Origin of the sequence: Amycolatopsis sp. lyj-84, from assembly GCF_046549075.1 — a bacterium.
In the GTDB taxonomy this organism is placed as follows: domain Bacteria; phylum Actinomycetota; class Actinomycetes; order Mycobacteriales; family Pseudonocardiaceae; genus Amycolatopsis.
Genome location: NZ_JAJPWO010000012.1, coordinates 106,368 through 124,390, shown reverse-complemented (window position 1 = coordinate 124,390; position 18,023 = coordinate 106,368). Strand labels below are relative to the sequence as shown.

The following is an 18,023-nucleotide window of genomic DNA, read 5'->3' as shown; positions in this document are numbered from 1 at the left end:
CGGTTGGCTACCCGGAGGGGACAGGTGAGGACTTCGGCTACCCGAATGGGTGGCCGACCGGCGCGGGCAGGGGACTTGCGCTGTGACGATGTGACAGAAGGGCACTGCGAACAGTCTGAGATTCACCCTCGGGGGGGATCCGTGGCAAGGTTCGCGGCAATACCTAAGGGTCCGTATTACCGATGCGGGGATCCGCGCCGCGCAGGTCGGCGTGACCCGATCGAGTTAACGCCGTGACTCCGGTGGTGTGGACCAGCGGAAAGCGTGCGGCCCGTGGTCACTGTTCGTGTTCCCGCCTTTCGGCGGGTGTCCTATCGGTATGGTCCGAGCATGCCGACGCTCGGTGCGGCACCGGTGTTCGTGGCCCGCGACACCGAACTGGCCGAACTGGTGCGCGTCACCTCGAGCCCGCCGTCGGTCGCCGTCGTCGAGGGCGAACCGGGTGTGGGCCGGAGCCGTCTGCTCGAAGAACTGGCCGCACAGCCCGGGATCGCGTCGCGCGTGGTCTGGTCCGCCCGCTGCGGTTCCTTCGCGCGGCCATGCCGGTTGGCTCCCTTGGTCGACGCGTTGCTCGGGAAGAGCGAGGTGGCCGCCGCCCACGCGGCGGGCTTCTCCCCGGTGACCGGCGTCCTGCGGCGGCTGATCCCCGAATGGTCGCCGTGGCTGCCGCCGTTCCCGGAGAACGCGGACGCCGGGACCGTCCGGCAGCAGGAACTCCGTGCCGTGCGAGAAGTCCTGACCGGCTGCGGTCCGGCGGTCCTGATGCTCGACGACGTCCACTCCGCCGACGACGACACGTGGGAGTTCCTGCGCGGTCTCGCGGCGTCACCGGCGGCGGCGCTGAGCGTGGTGGTCAGTTCGGTGGCTTGCAGCGCGCGGCGATTCCCGCCGATGCCGGAGACCGCCGCGTATCTGTCGCTTCCGGCGTTCACCGCCGTCCAGGTGCGGACCCTGCTGGACGCGACGTTCGGCCGCTGCGCGCCGGATTTCGCCGAGGCGGCGCACCGGCGGACGTCCGGGATCGCCGTCGACCTGACCGCGCTGGTGCAGAGCGTCGGTGATACGGCGGAGTCGCTTTCGGCGGACAGGCTGGCGTCGGCGGCCGCACCGCCGATCGTGCGCAGCAGGGTCGCCGGACTGATGACGGCGATCGGCCCGGCCGCGCGCGACGTCGTCCGCGCGGCCGCGGTGCTGGGATCGTCCGCCGGGGAAGCGGATCTGGGCGCGGTGGCGGCATCGCCGTCCGGGGATACCTCCGGCGCCGTCACCGAAGCCGTGGAAGCGGGACTGCTGCGGGATCTCGGCCGCGGCCGGTACGTCTCGGGGAGCCCGCTGATCGCCGAAGCGGTCTACGCGTTGCTTCCCGGCCCTCAGCGGTGCGCGATGCACGGCCGCGCCGCCGCCCGGCTCGCCTCCGGCGCCGAACCCTTCGCGTCGCTGATCGCCCGCCACGCGCGGCTGGCAGGCGATCTCGGCGCGTGGACACAGTGGACCGGGGTCGCCGTCGACAACGCCATCGAAGACGGCCGGACCGAGGAAGCGAGCCGTCTGCTCGAAGCGGCTTTGCGGGACGCGGACCTGCCGAGGACCGCGCGCGAGTCGTTCGCCGTCCGGCTCGGCAGGGAACTGCCGCGGAGCATCGCCCACGCCGGCACGGTCCGGCTGCTGCGGAAGATCCTGCGCGAATGGCCGCTGAGCAAGGCCGCGCGCGGCGAGATCCGGGTCCACCTCGGTCAGGTGCTGATCAACCAGGTGGGCAAGGTCGAAGCGGGCAGGCTCGAGATCGAGCTGGGCGCGGCCGACCTCGGCAGGCGGCAGGCGCTGCTCGCCAGGGGGCTGGTCACCCTGGCGCTGCCGCATATCGGGACGGTTCCGGTGGAGGAGAACTTCCGCTGGCTCGACGAGGCCGAACGGGCGAGCAAGGGGGAACCCGACGCCGGGGTGCTCGCCGCGATCGCCGCCAACCGGCTTTCGGCGCGGATGCAGGTCGGCGATCCCGAGGCCTGGCAAGACATCGCCGACCTGCCGCGGGCATCGGAGTCGGCCGAGGTCTGCCGTCAGGTGGCGCGCACCTACATCAACCTCGCCGACGCGGTGGCGTGGAACGGGCACTACCCGGTCGCGCGGGTCTACCTCGTGACCGCGCGGCGGCTGATCCGCGACGATCACCAGCCCTACCTCGACGCGCTGGCCGACGGCACGGAACTACGCCTGGATCTCGCGATGGGGGAGTGGTCGAGCGTCGCCGAGAAGGCGCGGGCGATGCTGACCCGGGTCGACAAGGACAGCTCGCTCGCCGCCGAGCCGCTGCTCGTGCTCGGCTGGTACGAATACGGGCAGCACCGGCCGATGGCGGCGCTGCGCAGCTTCGACGCGGCGTTCGCGCTCTCCGCCGGCAGCGTCCCGATCCAGGCGTCGGCGTACGCGGGCCGCGTCGCGGTCCACCAGGCGGGCAAGGATCTGCAAGCCGCCCGGCGCCTGGCCGAGTACGGCCTGGAGACCGTGCGCCGCAAGAACAACTGGGTCTGGGCGGCCGAACTGATGCCGTTCGCCGTGCGCACCATGCTCGGGCTGGGCCAGCACGTCGAGGCGAGAGAACTGCTCGCGGAGTACCGGCAGGGCATCGACGGCAAGGACACGCCGGTCGCCAACGCGGCGGCGTTGTTGTGCCGGGGCATGCTCACCCAAGCCCGCGGCGAGACGCTCGCCGCCGGTGACCTGCTGCTCGGTGCCGCGCAGGCCTATCACGCGCTGCCGTTCCCGTATTTCGCCGCCTACGCCGACGAACTCGCGGCCGGTTGCTTCCTCGAAGCCGGGGAGCGGGAACGCGCCGTCGCTTCCTTCACCACCGCGGAGACGGCGTACGCGGGCCTCGGCGCCGCCGTGGACGCGCTGCGCTGCCGACGGTCACTGCGCCGCTGTGATCCGGAGATGCCCCGGCGGGGCCGCAAGGGGTACGGCGAAACGCTGTCGCCGAGGGAGCTCGAGGTGGCCCGGCTCGCCGCCCAGAACCTCACCAACCGGGAGATCGGCGAGCGGCTCTTCCTGTCCCCGCGGACTGTCGAGATCCACGTCGGGCGCGCGCTGCGCAAACTGGGACTGCCCTCGCGCACGGTCCTGACCGAAGACCTGCTCCGCGACGCGACCGGTGAAGGTTCCAAAACGGCCTGACCGATTTCGGCCTCGCTGTCTCCTCTGGCCCCGGGACCCCGGCGAGCCCGAGGTGAAGGGGACTTTCCCCGCATGTGATGCGGGGAAAGCCTCCTTCGCGCCTTCCCCCAAGTACGTGAAGGACCCCTTCACTGCGTTAGACGCAATGAAGGGGTCCTTCACGTAGTTCAGGCGACCACCCACCCCCACCCTGACCGCTTCCGGCCACGCCCCGAACTGTGTCTTGACTTCAACTAAGCCCACCCTTAGTTTCCCCCTATAACTTTCCATGCGAAGGGGTGAGATGCCGAAGATCGGTGGTCGTCCGGCCAGGATCGGGACGGACGACATCCTGCGGGCCGGGCGCGAGCTCGGGATGCGCGGGCTGAGTGTCAAGGCGGTCGCGGTCCGGCTGGGGGTGACCGCGACCGCCCTCTACCGGCACGTCGACGGGCGCTGGGGGCTCGAGCGGCTGGTCGGGGAGAGCATTCTGGCCGAGTTGCGGCTCCGGGACGATCCCCGGCACGGCCTCGAACAACACCTGCTGTCCTTTGCCCTGCAGATGCGGGCCTTCGCACTGGAGCATCCGGGCCTGGTCACCTACCTGCAGCTGCTGTTCCCGCGCGGTGACGGCGGCCGGCGCCTGCTGAACGACGAGGTCGACGCCCTAGTCCGCCGGGGTTACGAGCCCGGCGCGGCGATCGTGCTCAGTGGCGCCGTCGCGTCGCTGACCATCGCGATGACCGCGTCCGAGGAGCACAGCATGGCAGCCGAGGAGACCGACGGCGACGGGCTGGACCGTGAGCGGCAGGCGGTCCGCGACCGGTTGTCGCGCGACGACCGGCTCGCCGAGCCGTCCGCCGCGTTGCCGGAGGTTCCGAGGCCCGAGTACGTGCGGCTGGTGCTGACAGCGTCGATTCGCGGGTTGATCGGGTCCTGTCCGCCGGGCAGGCCGGTCGTGGAGATGGTGGCCGATCTGGCGGCCACCGGGGAGGGTTTGTGATGGCGCGCGGGTTCCAAGGCGCGGTGATGCGGGGTTTCGGTGCGAGAGACCACAAAGCGACCGTCGTCGAGAGAGTGGAAATTACGCCGAGGTTCGTGCGGATCCGGTTCGTCTCGCCGACGTTGTTCGAGGACGTCGTCGTGGAGCCGACGGCCTGGCTCCGGTTCTGGTTCCCGGACCCGGAAGGCGGGCCGACGGAGTTCCAGCGCGCGTACACGCTCACCGAAGCCGACCCGGAGACCGGCACGTTCGCGGTCGACGTCGTCCTGCACGAGCCCGCCGGTCCCGCCTCGCGGTGGCTGGGTGAAGCGCGGCCGGGTGCGACGGTTCCGGTGATGTCCTTGGGTTCCACCTCTTTCGCGGTCCCCGCCGAACCTCCCGCCGGCTACCTGCTCATCGGCGACTCCGCCTCGATCCCCGCGATCAACGCGATCCTCGAGGTGGTCCCGGCCGACCTCCCGATCGAGTTGTACCTCGAAGAGCACGACGAGACCGACCGGCTGATCCCGCTGGGCGACCACGCGCGGCTGGCCGTGCACTGGGTGCCGCGCGGGGACGCGACCTCGCTGGCCGCGGCGATCGGGACGCGCGACTGGTCGGACTGGCAGGCGTGGCTGGCGACCGAAGCCGGTTCGTTCAAACATCTCAAGACCCGGTTGCGGGAGACGTTCGGCTTCCCCAAGTCCGAGGTGCACGGCCGGGCGTACTGGTACTACGGCCGCGCCATGGGTGCTTTCCGCGGTGAGAAGGAAGAACCGGCCGCCGAAGCCCCGAAGCCCGTCGAGAAGGCCCCCAAGGGGGCTTGGCGGGCACAGGCCGCCGGACGGCTGCTGGCGCCGGTGCGGCGGACGCTGATCTTCGCCGGGGTCCTGCAGGCCGTCGTGACGCTGATCCGGCTCGCGCCGTTCGTGTTGCTGGTGGAACTGGTCCGGCGGCTGCTCGCGGGAGGCGAATCGCTGTGGGCGATCGGCGTCTCGGCGCTGGTGCTGCTCGGCGCGGGAACCTTGCTCGAATCGGCGGTCGTGCTCTGGCTGCACGCGGCCGACGCGCGATTCGCCCGAGATCTGCGGCAGCGGTTGCTGGGCAAACTCGCGAGGCTGCCGCTGGGCTGGTTCACCGCCCGCGGTTCGGGCGCGGTCGCGAAACTCGTGCAGGGCGACACACTCTCGCTCCACTACCTGGTCACGCACGCCGTTCCCGACGCGGTGGCGGCCGTCGTGGCACCGGTCGCGGTGCTGGCCTACCTCTTCGTGGTGGACTGGCGGCTCGCCCTCGTCCTGCTCGTCCCGATCCTCGTCTACCTCGTCACCACCTCGATCATGGTCGTCCAATCGGGACCCAAGACCGGCCAGGCGATGCGCTGGGCGGAACGGATGGCAGGGGAGGCGGGCGCGTATCTGGAAGGGCAGCCGGTGATCCGGGTGTTCGGCGGTGCCGCGGCGTCGTCGTTCCGGCGGCGGCTCGACGAGTACATCGGCTTCCTCGGCGACTGGCAGCGGCCGTTCACCGGCAAGAAGACCATGCTCGACTTCGCCACCCGGCCCGCCACGTTCCTGCTCCTGATCATCGGCGCCGGCACGCTGATGGTCACCGGCGGCGGCCTGGAGCCGGTGACGCTGATCCCGTTCCTCCTGCTGGGCACCACCTTCGGCGCTCGGTTGCTGGGTATCGGCTACGGCCTCGGCGGCGTCCGCGAGGGAATGCTCGCCGCGCGCCGGATCCAGGTCGTCCTCGACGAACCGGAACTGTCCACAGTGGAGCTCAAAGATCGGGACGGTGCCGAGCCGGGCACGGTGGAACTGGACAGGGTGGGCTTCGCGTACCGCACCGGTGTTCCCGTTCTGGAGGACGTCTCCCTGACCTTGCGTCCCGGCACGGTGACCGCGCTGGTCGGCCCGTCGGGAGCCGGGAAGTCGACCCTCGCCGCCTTGGTCGCGAGGTTCCACGACGTGACCGAAGGGGCGATCCGCGTCGGCGGCCGGGACGTCCGCTCGTTCGCCGCCGACGAACTCTACGGCCGGGTGGGATTCGTGCTGCAGGATCCGCAACTCGTCCAGGGGACCGTGCGGGAGAACATCGCGCTCGCCGTTCCCGGCGCCACCGAAGACCAGGTCGTCGCCGCGGCTCGTGACGCGCAGATCCACGAGCGGATCCTGCGGCTGCCGCAGGGGTACGACACCGTCCTCGGCGCCGGTTCCCAGCTGTCCGGCGGGGAACGCCAGCGGGTCGCCATCGCCCGCGCGATCCTCGCCGACGCCCCCGTCCTCGTCCTCGACGAGGCGACCGCCTTCGCCGATCCCGAGTCGGAGTACCTCGTGCAACAAGCACTCGACCGGCTCACCGAGGGCCGGACCGTCCTGGTCATCGCCCATCGCCTGCACACCGTCACCGGCGCCGACCGGATCGTGGTCCTCGACCGCGGGGAGATCGCCGAAAGCGGGACCCACGACGAACTGCTGGCTTCGGGCGGGCGCTACACCCGCCTGTGGCAGGCCGGAGCGGGCGCGGGGGTGACCGCGTGATCCGCACCCTGCTGGGCCTGATCCCCGGGACGCGACGCCGGACGTTCCGGCGCTACCTCGTGCTCGCCGTGTTCTCGGTGCTGCTGCGCGCCGTCGGTGTCGTTCTGCTCGTGCCGCTGGTGGGCGCCCTGTTCGGCGCCGACGCCGCGGAAGCACTGCCCTGGCTGGGCGCGCTCGCCGCCGTCACCGCGGCGGGCTGGGCGGTCGACGCCGTCGTGGGACGGCTCGGCTTCGAACTCGGTTTCGGGGTGCTGGACCACGCCCAGCACGATGTCGCCGAGCATCTGACGAACGTCCGGCTGTCCTGGTTGGACAGTGCCAACACCCAGACCGCCCGCCAGGCCATCGCCGCGACCGGTCCTGACCTCGTCGGCTTGGTCGGCTATCTGCTCACCCCGCTCATCGGCGCGGTCCTGCTGCCGATCGCGATCGCGCTGGCCCTGCTGGCGATCGCCTGGCCGCTCGGGCTCGCCGCGCTGGCCGGGGTCCCGGTGCTGCTGGGCGCGTTGTGGGCGACCGGCCGGATCACCCGCCGTGCCGACCGGGCGGCGGCCGAAGCGAACACCGTGCTCACCGAGCGGATCGTCGAGTTCGCCCGCACGCAACAGACGTTGCGCGCGGCCCGTCGCGTGGAGCCCGCGCGCAGTCACGCCGGTGCCGCGCTCGCCGCGCACCACGGCGCGACGGTCCGGCTGCTGCGCCTGCAGATCCCGGGTCAGGTGCTGTTCGGCATCGCCGGTCAGCTGGCGCTGGTCCTGCTCGCCGGGACGACTGTTCTCCTTGCCACTCAAGGAGAACTGGGCGTGCCCGAGGCGATCGCGCTGATCGTCGTGCTCGCCCGGTACCTGGAACCGTTCACCGCGCTCGGTGATCTCGCTCCCGGCATCGAGACCGCCACCACCACGCTCGGCCGCATCCGCACCGTGCTCACCGCGCCCGTGGCCCCGGCGGGCGAGGCCGTCGCGCCGGGGAAGGAGGCGCCGCGGATCCGGTTCGAGGACGTCGGTTTCCGTTATTCGCCAGGCACCGAAGACGTTCTGGAGAACTTCGCCCTCACCCTCGAACCGGGGACGACGACCGCGATCGTCGGGCCGTCCGGTTCGGGCAAGAGCACCGTCCTCGCGTTGCTCGCCGGCCTGCACCAGCCCACCGGCGGACGGGTGCTCGTCGGCGGGACGGATCTCGCCGAACTGTCCGCGGCCGACCGGCGGGAGCTGGTCACCGTCGTCTTCCAGCAGCCGTACCTGTTCGACGGTTCGGTGCGCGACAACGTCCTCGCCGGGGATCCCTCGGCGACGGAGGAAAGGGTCGCCGAGGTCGTCGAGCTCGCCAGGGTCGGCGAACTGCTGGCGCACACGGCCGTCGGCGAGGCGGGCGGCGCGCTCTCCGGCGGTGAGCGGCAGCGGGTGTCCATCGCCCGCGCGCTGCTCAAACCGGCGCCCGTGCTGCTGGTCGACGAGGCCACCAGCGCGCTGGACACCGAGAACGAGGACGCCGTCGTCCGGTCTCTCAGCGCCGATCCCGTGCCGCGGACCCGGGTGATCGTCACCCATCGGATCGCCGGGATCCGGCACGCCGACCGGGTCCTTTTCCTGGAGGGCGGGAAGATCACCGAAGACGGCACCGTCGAGGAACTCCTCGCGAGGCAAGGCCGGTTCGCCGAGTTCTGGCGGCGGCAGATCGACGCCACCGGCTGGAGGATCACCGCACGATGAGCCACACCCAAGGCGAGCCGGACTGGGTCGTCACCCGTGACGGCAGACGGCTGCACGCGATGGTGCTGCCGGGACCCGCCGGAGTCACCGGGCCGACGGTCGTGTTCGAAGCCGGAGCGGCGGCCACCCGGTCGTCCTGGGCGGCGGTCCAGCCGGAGGTCGCCCGGTCCGCCCGCGCGATCGTCTACGACCGGTCCGGGCTCGGCCGCAGCGCCCCCGACCCCGGCGGCCGGACGCTGCGCCGGATGGCCGACGACCTCAACGACGTCCTCGACCACTTCGGCCCGGGACCGTACGTCCTCGCCGGGCACAGCGCCGGCGGGCCGATCGTGCGGCAGGCCGCCGCCCGCCGCCCGGAGCGGATCGCCGGTCTGGTGCTGGTCGATCCGACCGACGAGGCGGCGGACGTGCTCTTCGGCCGCGCCTTCCGCACCGGTGAACGCGTGATGATCGGGCTGGGTACCGTGCTCGCGCGGCTGGGTCTGCTCAAGGTCGTCTTCCGCGGCCTGCTGCGGGACATCCCCGACGACGTCCGCCGCGACCTCGAACGTGAGGCGTTCACCGCCGCGACGATGCGGACCCACCGGGAGCAGGCCCGCACCTTCCTCGACGAACTGGCGGTCTGGCGGCACGATCCGCCGGTGCTCGCGGACATCCCGGTCACCGTCGTCTCCGGCGGGCTCGGCGGGGACGGGATGTCCGCGGGGGTGCGGGCGCGGGCGAACGCGTCCCACGCCCACCGGGTGGCTGCCTCGCCCGGCGGGCGGCACGTGATCGCAGAGCGGTCCGGTCACTACATCCCGAAGACCGAGCCCGAGGTGATCGCCCGCGAGATCGTCAGGATGCTGTGAGAGCCCGACGGAGTTCTTCGTAGGTCGGCGCGAGCGTCCGGAGCGTCTCGGCGGCACGCCCGTCGTCCTCGGTGACGAGGTCGTACCGGCTGCATGCCGAAAGGACTGCCGGTCACGGTTTCGAGCACGTCCACCGGAGGTGTCTCGGAGCCGAGCATCAGCGCGAGGGAATTCGCGTAGCACTAGGGCCCGGAGCCACGATAAGGAAAGTCGATCACGTGTTCGACCACGGCAGTTTTCGCGCTCAAACGCCACTCCCGAGGATTTCAGTCCGTTGTGGACGATTGCCCGGGTTTCATCACCCGTCCGGGGGTTTCGAGGCCACTCAACGGGTTCTATCCAGGGGACACCGCCGATCCCGGTTGCCGTCGATGATCTTCGCGACACAGGATGACCTTCGATCGGGCTCGCTGTCCCCATCCTCCTGACCTGGGTCGATGGAAGCGAGGGGTGAGGCGGAGGCGGCATGGCGGAACGGCGTGGGCGAAATCGGTGGCGCCGGGGCATAGCGCTGCTCGCGGTGGTCGCCGTGGCCCTGCTGATGGGTGCCCCGCTGCCCGCGAGTGCCCAGACACAGCCGCGCGGAGCGGGCACCGAGCGGCCGATCGGGCCGGAGCCGGTGTACAACGGGCTGGCCCACGGTGGGGTCACGATGGCCGCCAACTCGGTGGTCCAATGCGGTATCGGCGTCGTTTGCGACGCCTCCGCGAGCAACGCGAGCCCGGTGTCGTGGATCAAGACCGATCCGGCCGCGCCCGGTAACACCGCCTCCGCCGCGAACCTGAGGGTGCCGGCCGGGGCGAAGGTGCTCAACGCCCGGTTGTACTGGCAGTTCAACCCGGTCGCTTCCGCCGGCACTTCCGGCGACGGGAACAAGGGCAACCAGGTCTCGGTGAAGAGCCCCGGTTCGAACACCTACCAGCGGATCACCGCCGACACCTACGACTGGTTCCCCGCCCTCACGACGGGCGGCTTCCCGACCTTGTACGCCTACGGCGGCGCCGCCGATGTCACGAACCTCGTCACCAACGCCGGGGCGGGGCAGTACACGGTCGCAGACATCCAGGCCTGTCAGGGCCAGTCGGTCAGCAGTACCAACCTCGGCTGCTGGGGCGGCTGGTCGCTGGTGGTGGCCTACGAGCTGCCCAGCGAACCGCTGCGCTACCTGCAGGTGTGGGACGGCTTGCAGCGCGTCGCCGGCGGCACCACCCCGAGCTCGGCGACCATCGCGCTGGGCGGCATCAAGGCGCCCACCTCCCGTCAGCCCAACGTCGAACTCGGCATCGTCGCGGGCGACGGTGACGCGCCCATCGCCGGTGACTACCTCCAGGTGGGTCCGAACGCCTCCAGCCTCCAGACCATCTCCATGCCGTCCCCGTCCGGTGTGTCGACCGACAACGCGTTCAGCAGCCGGATCGACCGTGTCGCGGCGAACGGCTCGGGCACCAACGTCACCACGCGCGATCCGAATCCGGTGAACAACGTCGGCTACGACTCCCGCAGCGTCGACATCACCGGCAAGGTCCCCGCCGGGACCACCGCGCTCCAGGTGAAGATCGGCACCGTCGGCGACGCGCTGTACCCGCAGGTGGTCTGGCTGGTCACCGACGCGCTCGAACCGGATCTGCAGATCACCAAGGCCAACGACCCGGTCGGCAACACCAACGACAGTCCGCCCGGGTACGTCACCAAGGGCGGTGACGTCACCTACACCTTCGACGTCACCAACAAGCATGCCGACGGCAGCGTCACCGACCTCGACACCGCGACGAACATCGTCCTCACCGACACCTTGCCCAGTGGCGTCACGTTCGTGGCCGGGTCCAATCCGGACTGTTCGGCCACCGGGCAGGTGGTCACCTGCCGGGTGCGGAATCTGGCGGCCGGGCAGTCGCAGAAGGTCGCCTTCAAGGTCAAGGTCGGCGCCACGGTGCCGGACGGCACGAAGCTCGACAACACCGGCAAGCTGACCTTCCGCGGCGAGGACACCGGCCGCCCGCAGGAACGCACCTCGAACACGGTGCGGAACACGGTCGCCTCACCGGGATACCAGCTCACGAAGTCGGTCGACCTCGCCGAGGCGATTCCAGGGGATACCTTGACCTACAAGGTGACCTTGCGGAACACCGGCGTGATCCCGGTGCCCGCGCTCACCGTGCGGGACACGCTCCCGCCGGGCACGACCCACGTGTCGTCCGATCCCACGAAGGGCACGGCGTCCGGCACGGGGCCGATCGACTGGGCCGTGAACGGCCTCGCGGTCGGGGAAACCGCGACGCTGACCGTGCGCGTGAAGGTCGAAGAAGCCGCCATCGGCAAGGAACTGGTGAACCGCGCGACCGTCCCGATCGGACCGCCGCCGGTCGTCCCGCCGGACAACCGCTGCCCGGACGATCCCGCGGCGGCCTGTGCGAAGACCAAGGTGCCCCCGCCGTCGTACACGGTGACGAAGACCGTCGACAAGGAGTCCGCCAACCCCGGTGACACCGTGCGCTACACGGTCAACGTCGCCAACACCGGACGGGTGACCGCGGCGGGCCTCAAGGTCGTCGACGACCTGACCGGGTTGCTGGACGACGCGGTCTACCAGAACGACGCCACCGCGTCGCCCGGCTCGGTGTCCTATGCGGAGCCGAAGCTGACCTGGACCGGGACGCTCGCCGCGGGGACGAGCGCGGCGTTCACCTACACGGTGAAGGTGAAGAACCCGAACACCGGGGACAACCGGCTCAAGAACGTGGTGACGTCGGAGACTCCGGGCGGTAACTGTCCGCCGGGTTCGACGGATCCGAAGTGCGGTACGACGACGCCGGTTTCGGGCCTGCTCATCGAGAAGGCCGTGGACAAGCAGTCGGCGAATCCGGGCGATGTCGTGAAGTACACGGTGACCGTCCGGAACACCGGGCAGGCGAAGCTCACGGGCGCGACGTTCACCGACGATCTGACGCAGGTGCTCGACGATGCCGGCTACCAGAATGATGGTGCCGCGACGATCGGCACGGTGTCCTTCGCTTCACCGAAACTGACGTGGACGGGCGACCTCGGTGTCGGTGAAACCTCCACGGTGACGTACACGGTGAAGGTGAAGAACCCGAACACCGGGGACAATCAGCTCAAGAACGTGGTGACGTCGGAGACTCCGGGCGGTAACTGTCCGCCGGGTTCGACGGATCCGAAGTGCGGTACGACGACGCCGGTTTCCGGTTTGCTCATCGAGAAGACGGTCGACAAGCAGTCGGCGAACCCCGGTGACGTGGTCAAGTACACGGTGACCGTGCGGAACACCGGCCAGACCAAGGTTTCCGGTGCGACGTTCAGCGATGATCTGACGCAGGTCCTCGACGACGCGGATTACCAGAATGACGGCGCGGCGACGATCGGTGCGGTGTCGTTCGCATCGCCGAAGCTGACCTGGACCGGTGACCTGGACATCGGGCAGACGTCGACCGTCACTTACACGGTGAAGGTCAAGAACCCGAACCCAGGCGACAAGAAGCTGTCCAATGTGGTCACTTCCGATACGCCGGGTGGCAACTGCCCGCCGGGATCCACGGACCCGAAGTGCGGTACGACGACTCCGGTGTCGGGGTTGAAGATCGAGAAGGCTGTCGACAAGCAGTCGGCGAACCCGGGTGACGTCGTGAAGTACACGGTCACGGTCACGAACACCGGGCAGACGAAGTTGACCGGTGCGACGTTCACCGATGATCTGACCCAGGTGCTCGACGATGCCGGGTATCAGAACGATGGTGCGGCGACGATCGGTGCGGTTTCCTTTGCTTCGCCGAAGTTGACGTGGACGGGCGATCTCGACATCGGCCAGGCGTCCACAGTTACCTACACGGTGAAGGTGAAGAGCCCGAACCCCGGTGACAACCTGCTGAAGAACGTGGTGACCTCGGAGACTCCGGGTGGGAACTGTCCGCCTGGATCCACGGATCCGAAGTGTGGCACCACCACTCCGGTGTCGGGCTTCATGATCGAGAAGGCTGTCGACAAGCAGTCGGCGAACCCGGGCGATGTCGTGAAGTACACGGTCACGGTCACGAATACCGGGCAGACGAAGTTGACCGGTGCGACCTTCGCCGACGATCTGGCTCAGGTTCTCGACGACGCGGACTATCAGAACGATGGCGCCGCGACGATCGGTGCCGTGTCCTACGCGGCACCGAAGCTGACGTGGACGGGCGACCTCGAAATTGGGGGGATCTCGACCGTCACTTACACCGTGAAGGTCAAGAGCCCTGTCCCTGGCGACAAGAAGCTCGTCAACACGATCACTTCCGAGACTCCGGGTGGGAACTGTCCGCCGGGTTCGACGGATCCGAAGTGCGGTACGACGACTCCGGTGTCGGGTCTGCTCATCGAGAAGGCCGTGGACAAGCAGTCGGCGAATCCGGGCGATGTCGTGAAGTACACGGTCACGGTCACGAATACCGGGCAGACGAAGTTGACCGGCGCGACCTTCACGGACGATCTGACGCAGGTCCTCGACGACGCGGATTACCAGAACGACGGAGCCGCGACCATCGGTGCGGTTTCCTTTGCCTCGCCGAAGTTGACCTGGACGGGCGACCTCGACATCGGAGGCACCTCCACGGTCACCTACACCGTCAAGGTCAAGAGCCCCAACACCGGCGACAACCTGCTCAAGAACGTGGTCACCTCGGACACGCCGGGTGGCAACTGTCCGCCGGGTTCGACGGATCCGAAGTGCGGCACCACCACTCCGGTGTCAGGAGTGAAGATCGAGAAGGCGGTCGACAAGCAGGCCGCGAACCCTGGTGATGTCGTGAAGTACACGGTCACGGTCACCAACACCGGGCAGACGAAGTTGACCGGTGCGACGTTCACCGATGACCTGACTCAGGTCCTTGATGACGCGGATTACCAGAGCGATGGTGCGGCGACGATCGGTGCGGTTTCCTACGCGGCACCGAAGCTGACGTGGACCGGTGATCTCGACATCGGCCAGGCGTCCACGGTGACGTACACGGTGAAGGTCAAGAACCCGAACCCCGGTGACAAGCGTCTGTCCAATGTGGTCACCTCGGACATGCCGGGTGGGAACTGTCCGCCGGGATCCGCGGATCCGAAGTGCGGTACGACCACTCCGGTGTCAGGCCTCATGATCGAGAAGGCTGTCGACAAGCAGTCGGCGAACCCCGGTGACGTGGTGAAGTACACGGTCACGGTCACCAACATCGGGCAGACCAAGCTCACGGGTGCGACCTTCGCGGACGACCTGACTCAGGTCCTTGATGACGCGGATTACCAGAGCGATGGTGCGGCGACGATCGGTGCGGTTTCCTACGCGGCACCGAAGCTGACGTGGACCGGTGATCTCGAGATCGGTCAGGCGTCCACGGTGACGTACACGGTGAAGGTCAAGAACCCGAACACCGGGGACAACCAGCTCAGGAACGCGGTGTCGTCGGAGACTCCGGGTGGGAACTGTCCGCCGGGTTCGACGGATCCGAAGTGTGGCACCACCACTCCGGTGTCGGGCTTCAAGATCGAGAAGGCTGTCGACAAGCAGTCGGCGAACCCGGGCGATGTCGTGAAGTACACCGTCACGGTCACCAACACCGGGCAGACGAAGCTGACCGGTGCGACTTTCGCCGACGATCTGGCTCAGGTTCTCGACGACGCGGACTATCAGAACGATGGTGCCGCGACGATCGGCGCGGTGACCTTCGCGTCGCCCAAGCTGACCTGGACCGGTGACCTTGACGTGGGCGAGGCGTCCACGGTGACGTACACGGTGAAGGTCAAGAGCCCGAACACCGGCGACAACCAGCTCAAGAACGCGGTGTCTTCGGAGACGCCGGGCGGGAACTGTCCGCCGGGATCCACGGATCCGAAGTGCGGTACGACCACTCCGGTGTCGGGCCTGCTCATCGAGAAGGCCGTGGACAAGCAGTCGGCGAATCCGGGCGATGTCGTGAAGTACACGGTGACCGTCCGGAACACCGGGCAGACCAAGCTCGCGGGTGCGACCTTCACGGACGATCTGGCTCAGGTCCTCGACGACGCGGATTACCAGAACGATGGTGCCGCGACGATCGGTGCGGTGACCTTCGCATCGCCGAAGCTGACCTGGACCGGCGACCTCGAGATCGGCGAGACCTCGACGGTCACCTACACGGTCAAGGTCAAGAGCCCTGCTCCTGGCGACAAGAAGCTCATCAACACGATCACTTCCGAGACGCCGGGCGGGAACTGCCCGCCGGGATCCACGGATCCGAAGTGCGGCACCACCACTCCGGTGTCGGGCCTACTCATCGAGAAGGCTGTCGACAAGCAGTCCGCGAACCCTGGTGATGTCGTGAAGTACACGGTCACCGTCACGAACACCGGCCAGACCAAACTGACCGGTGCGACCTTCACGGACGATCTGACCCAGGTGCTCGACGACGCGGACTACCAGAACGACGGTGCCGCGACGATCGGCGCCGTGTCGTTCGCATCGCCGAAGCTGACCTGGACCGGTGACCTCGGCGTCGGTGACACGGCCAAGGTGACGTACACGGTCAAGGTCAAGAACCCGAACATCGGTGACAACCGGCTCAAGAACGCGGTGTCGTCGGAGACGCCGGGCGGCAACTGCCCACCGGGGTCCACGGATCCGGCCTGTGGCACGGAGACGCCGGTTTCGGGGCTGGAGATCGAGAAGACCGTCGACAAGCAGTCGGCGAATCCCGGTGACGTGGTCAAGTACACGGTGACCGTCCGGAACACCGGCCAGACCAAGATCTCCGGTGCGACGTTCACCGACGACCTGACCAAGGTCCTCGACGACGCCGACTACCAGGACGACGGCTCGGCGACGATCGGCGCGGTGTCCTACGCCGAGCCCGAACTGACGTGGACCGGTGATCTCGGCATCGGCGACACGGCCACGGTGACGTACTCGGTCAAGGTGAAGAACCCCGGTGACGGCGACAAGAAGCTCGTCAACGGCGTCACCTCGGACACGCCGGGTGGCAACTGCCCGCCGGGTTCGACCGATCCGAAGTGCGGTACGACCACGCCGATCTCCGGCCTGCTGATCAAGAAGACGGCCGACAAGAAGCAGGTCGATCCGGGTGACACGGTGAAGTACACGATCACCGTCACCAACACCGGGCAGACCAAACAGGACGGTGCCACCTTCACCGACGACATGACCGAGGTCCTCGACGACGCCGACTACCAGAACGACGGCGCCGCGACCATCGGCGGCGTCTCGTACGCGGCACCGAAACTGACGTGGACCGGTTCGCTCGACATCGGGCAGACCTCGACCATCACCTACACGGTCAAGATCAAGAACCCGGACACCGGCGACAAGAAGCTGTCCAATGTGGTCACTTCGGACACGCCGGGCAACAACTGCCCGCCGGGATCGAACGACCCGAACTGCGTCGCGGACGTGCCGTCCCGCGAACTGTCGGTGAAGAAGACCTCGGACAAGCAGACCGCGAACCCGGGCGACGTCGTCACCTACACCGTCACGGTGGCCAACACCGGCAAGGTCGACCTGGTCGGCGAAGACGCCGCACGGGTCACGGACGACCTATCCGAGGTGCTCGACGACGCCGACTACCGGAACGACGCCACGTCGGCGCCGGTCGCCGGGGTGTTCACCTTCACCGCGCCGAACCTGGTGTGGGCCGGTGATCTCCCGGTGGGGGCGTCGACCACGCTGAAGTACTCGGTGAAGGTGAAGAACCCGGTCACGGGTGACCACGAACTGCGGAACACCGTCAGCACCAACACGCCGGGCACCTGCCCGCCGCAGTCCGGCGACCCGGCCTGTTCGACCAGCACCCCGGTGCCCGGCATCTCACTGGAGAAGAAGGCGGACAAGGCCACGGCGAACCCGGGCGACGTCGTCAAGTACACGGTGACGGTGCGCAACACCGGCAAGACGAAGCTGGCCGGCGCCACGTTCACCGACGACCTCGGCCAGGTCCTCGACGACGCCGTGTTCCAAAAGGACGGTGCGGCGACGATCGGTTCGGTGACCTACGAGGAACCGAAGCTGACCTGGACCGGTGATCTGGAGATCGGGCAGACGGCGACGGTCACCTACAGCGTCAAGGTGACCAAGACCGGCGGCGACGGCAAGCTGACCAACGCCATCGTGACCGACACCCCCGGTGGCAACTGCCCGCCGGGCAGCAAGGATCCGAAGTGCGGCACGACGACGCCGTTGTCCAGCTTGAAGATCAAGAAGACGGTCGACAAGACGGAGGCGAAGCCGGGCGAGGTCGTCACGTACACCGTCACGGTGGAGAACACCGGACAGGCCACAGTGGACGACGCGAAGTTCACCGACGACCTGACCCAGGTGCTCGACGACGCCACCTTCGACGGCACCGCGAAGGCCAGTACGGGAACGGTGACCTATTCCGCGCCGAAGCTCACCTGGAAGGGCGAGCTGAAGCCGGGGGAGAAGGCGACCGTCACCTACGCCGTCACCCTGCGGAAGCCGGCGACCGGTGACCACCGGCTCCGCAACGTGGTCACCTCCGACACCCCGGGCGGCAACTGCCCGCCGGGCTCGGCGAACCCCGACTGCGGTACCGACACCCGGGTGCCGCCGACACCGCCGACACCGCAGCCGCCGGACAAGCCGACCCCGCAGCCGCCGAACCGGCCGCCGGGCCTGGCGGTCACCGGTTCCCCGGTGAAGACGATGTCGATCCTGGCGCTGGGCATGCTCGCCATCGGCGCGCTGCTGCTCCTCGCCGGGCGGAGGCGCCGGGAGTTCTGATCGGGCTCGGCGCGGTAGGGG

General features: G+C 68.9%; 6 protein-coding genes. All 6 read left to right on the top strand.

Annotated features, from left to right (window positions below):
• The first annotated feature begins 330 nt into the window (after positions 1–330).
• The 6 genes from ACLJRM_RS31675 to ACLJRM_RS31650 all read left to right on the top strand — a co-directional run bounded on the left by ACLJRM_RS31675 (position 331) and on the right by ACLJRM_RS31650 (position 18,002).
• The gene (locus ACLJRM_RS31675) at positions 331–3,171 is read left to right on the top strand and encodes a LuxR C-terminal-related transcriptional regulator (protein WP_410665141.1); all 2,841 of its coding nucleotides are present in this window, start codon (positions 331–333) and stop codon (positions 3,169–3,171) included.
• A 283-nt stretch (positions 3,172–3,454) separates the two neighbouring features.
• The gene (locus tag ACLJRM_RS31670) at positions 3,455–4,153 is read left to right on the top strand and encodes a TetR/AcrR family transcriptional regulator (protein WP_410665140.1); all 699 of its coding nucleotides are present in this window, start codon (positions 3,455–3,457) and stop codon (positions 4,151–4,153) included.
• Positions 4,153–6,675, top strand: a complete 2,523-nt coding sequence (locus tag ACLJRM_RS31665) for an ABC transporter ATP-binding protein/permease (protein WP_410665139.1) — start codon at positions 4,153–4,155, stop codon at positions 6,673–6,675. The genes ACLJRM_RS31670 and ACLJRM_RS31665 overlap by 1 nt, the downstream gene beginning before the upstream one ends.
• Complete coding sequence (locus tag ACLJRM_RS31660) at positions 6,672–8,390, top strand: ABC transporter ATP-binding protein (protein ID WP_101613273.1); 1,719 nt, start codon at positions 6,672–6,674, stop codon at positions 8,388–8,390. Before ACLJRM_RS31665 ends, ACLJRM_RS31660 begins: the two co-directional genes overlap by 4 nt.
• Positions 8,387–9,241: an alpha/beta fold hydrolase gene (locus ACLJRM_RS31655; protein ID WP_410665138.1), complete on the top strand. Its 855-nt coding sequence runs from the start codon at positions 8,387–8,389 to the stop codon at positions 9,239–9,241. Before ACLJRM_RS31660 ends, ACLJRM_RS31655 begins: the two co-directional genes overlap by 4 nt.
• Positions 9,242–9,707: 466 nt before the next feature.
• Entirely contained in the window at positions 9,708–18,002 is an 8,295-nt protein-coding gene (locus ACLJRM_RS31650; RefSeq protein ID WP_410665137.1) for a hypothetical protein, read from the top strand.
• The last annotated feature ends 21 nt before the right edge of the window (positions 18,003–18,023 follow it).

Excerpts from the sequence above, each read along its gene's own strand:
- ACLJRM_RS31675 (WP_410665141.1), top strand. The coding sequence starts at position 331 with ATGCCGACGCTCGGTGCGGCACCGGTGTTCGTGGCCCGCGACACCGAA.
- ACLJRM_RS31670 (WP_410665140.1), top strand. The coding sequence starts at position 3,455 with ATGCCGAAGATCGGTGGTCGTCCGGCCAGGATCGGGACGGACGACATC.
- ACLJRM_RS31665 (WP_410665139.1), top strand. The coding sequence starts at position 4,153 with ATGGCGCGCGGGTTCCAAGGCGCGGTGATGCGGGGTTTCGGTGCGAGA.
- ACLJRM_RS31655 (WP_410665138.1), top strand. The coding sequence starts at position 8,387 with ATGAGCCACACCCAAGGCGAGCCGGACTGGGTCGTCACCCGTGACGGC.
- ACLJRM_RS31650 (WP_410665137.1), top strand. The coding sequence starts at position 9,708 with ATGGCGGAACGGCGTGGGCGAAATCGGTGGCGCCGGGGCATAGCGCTG.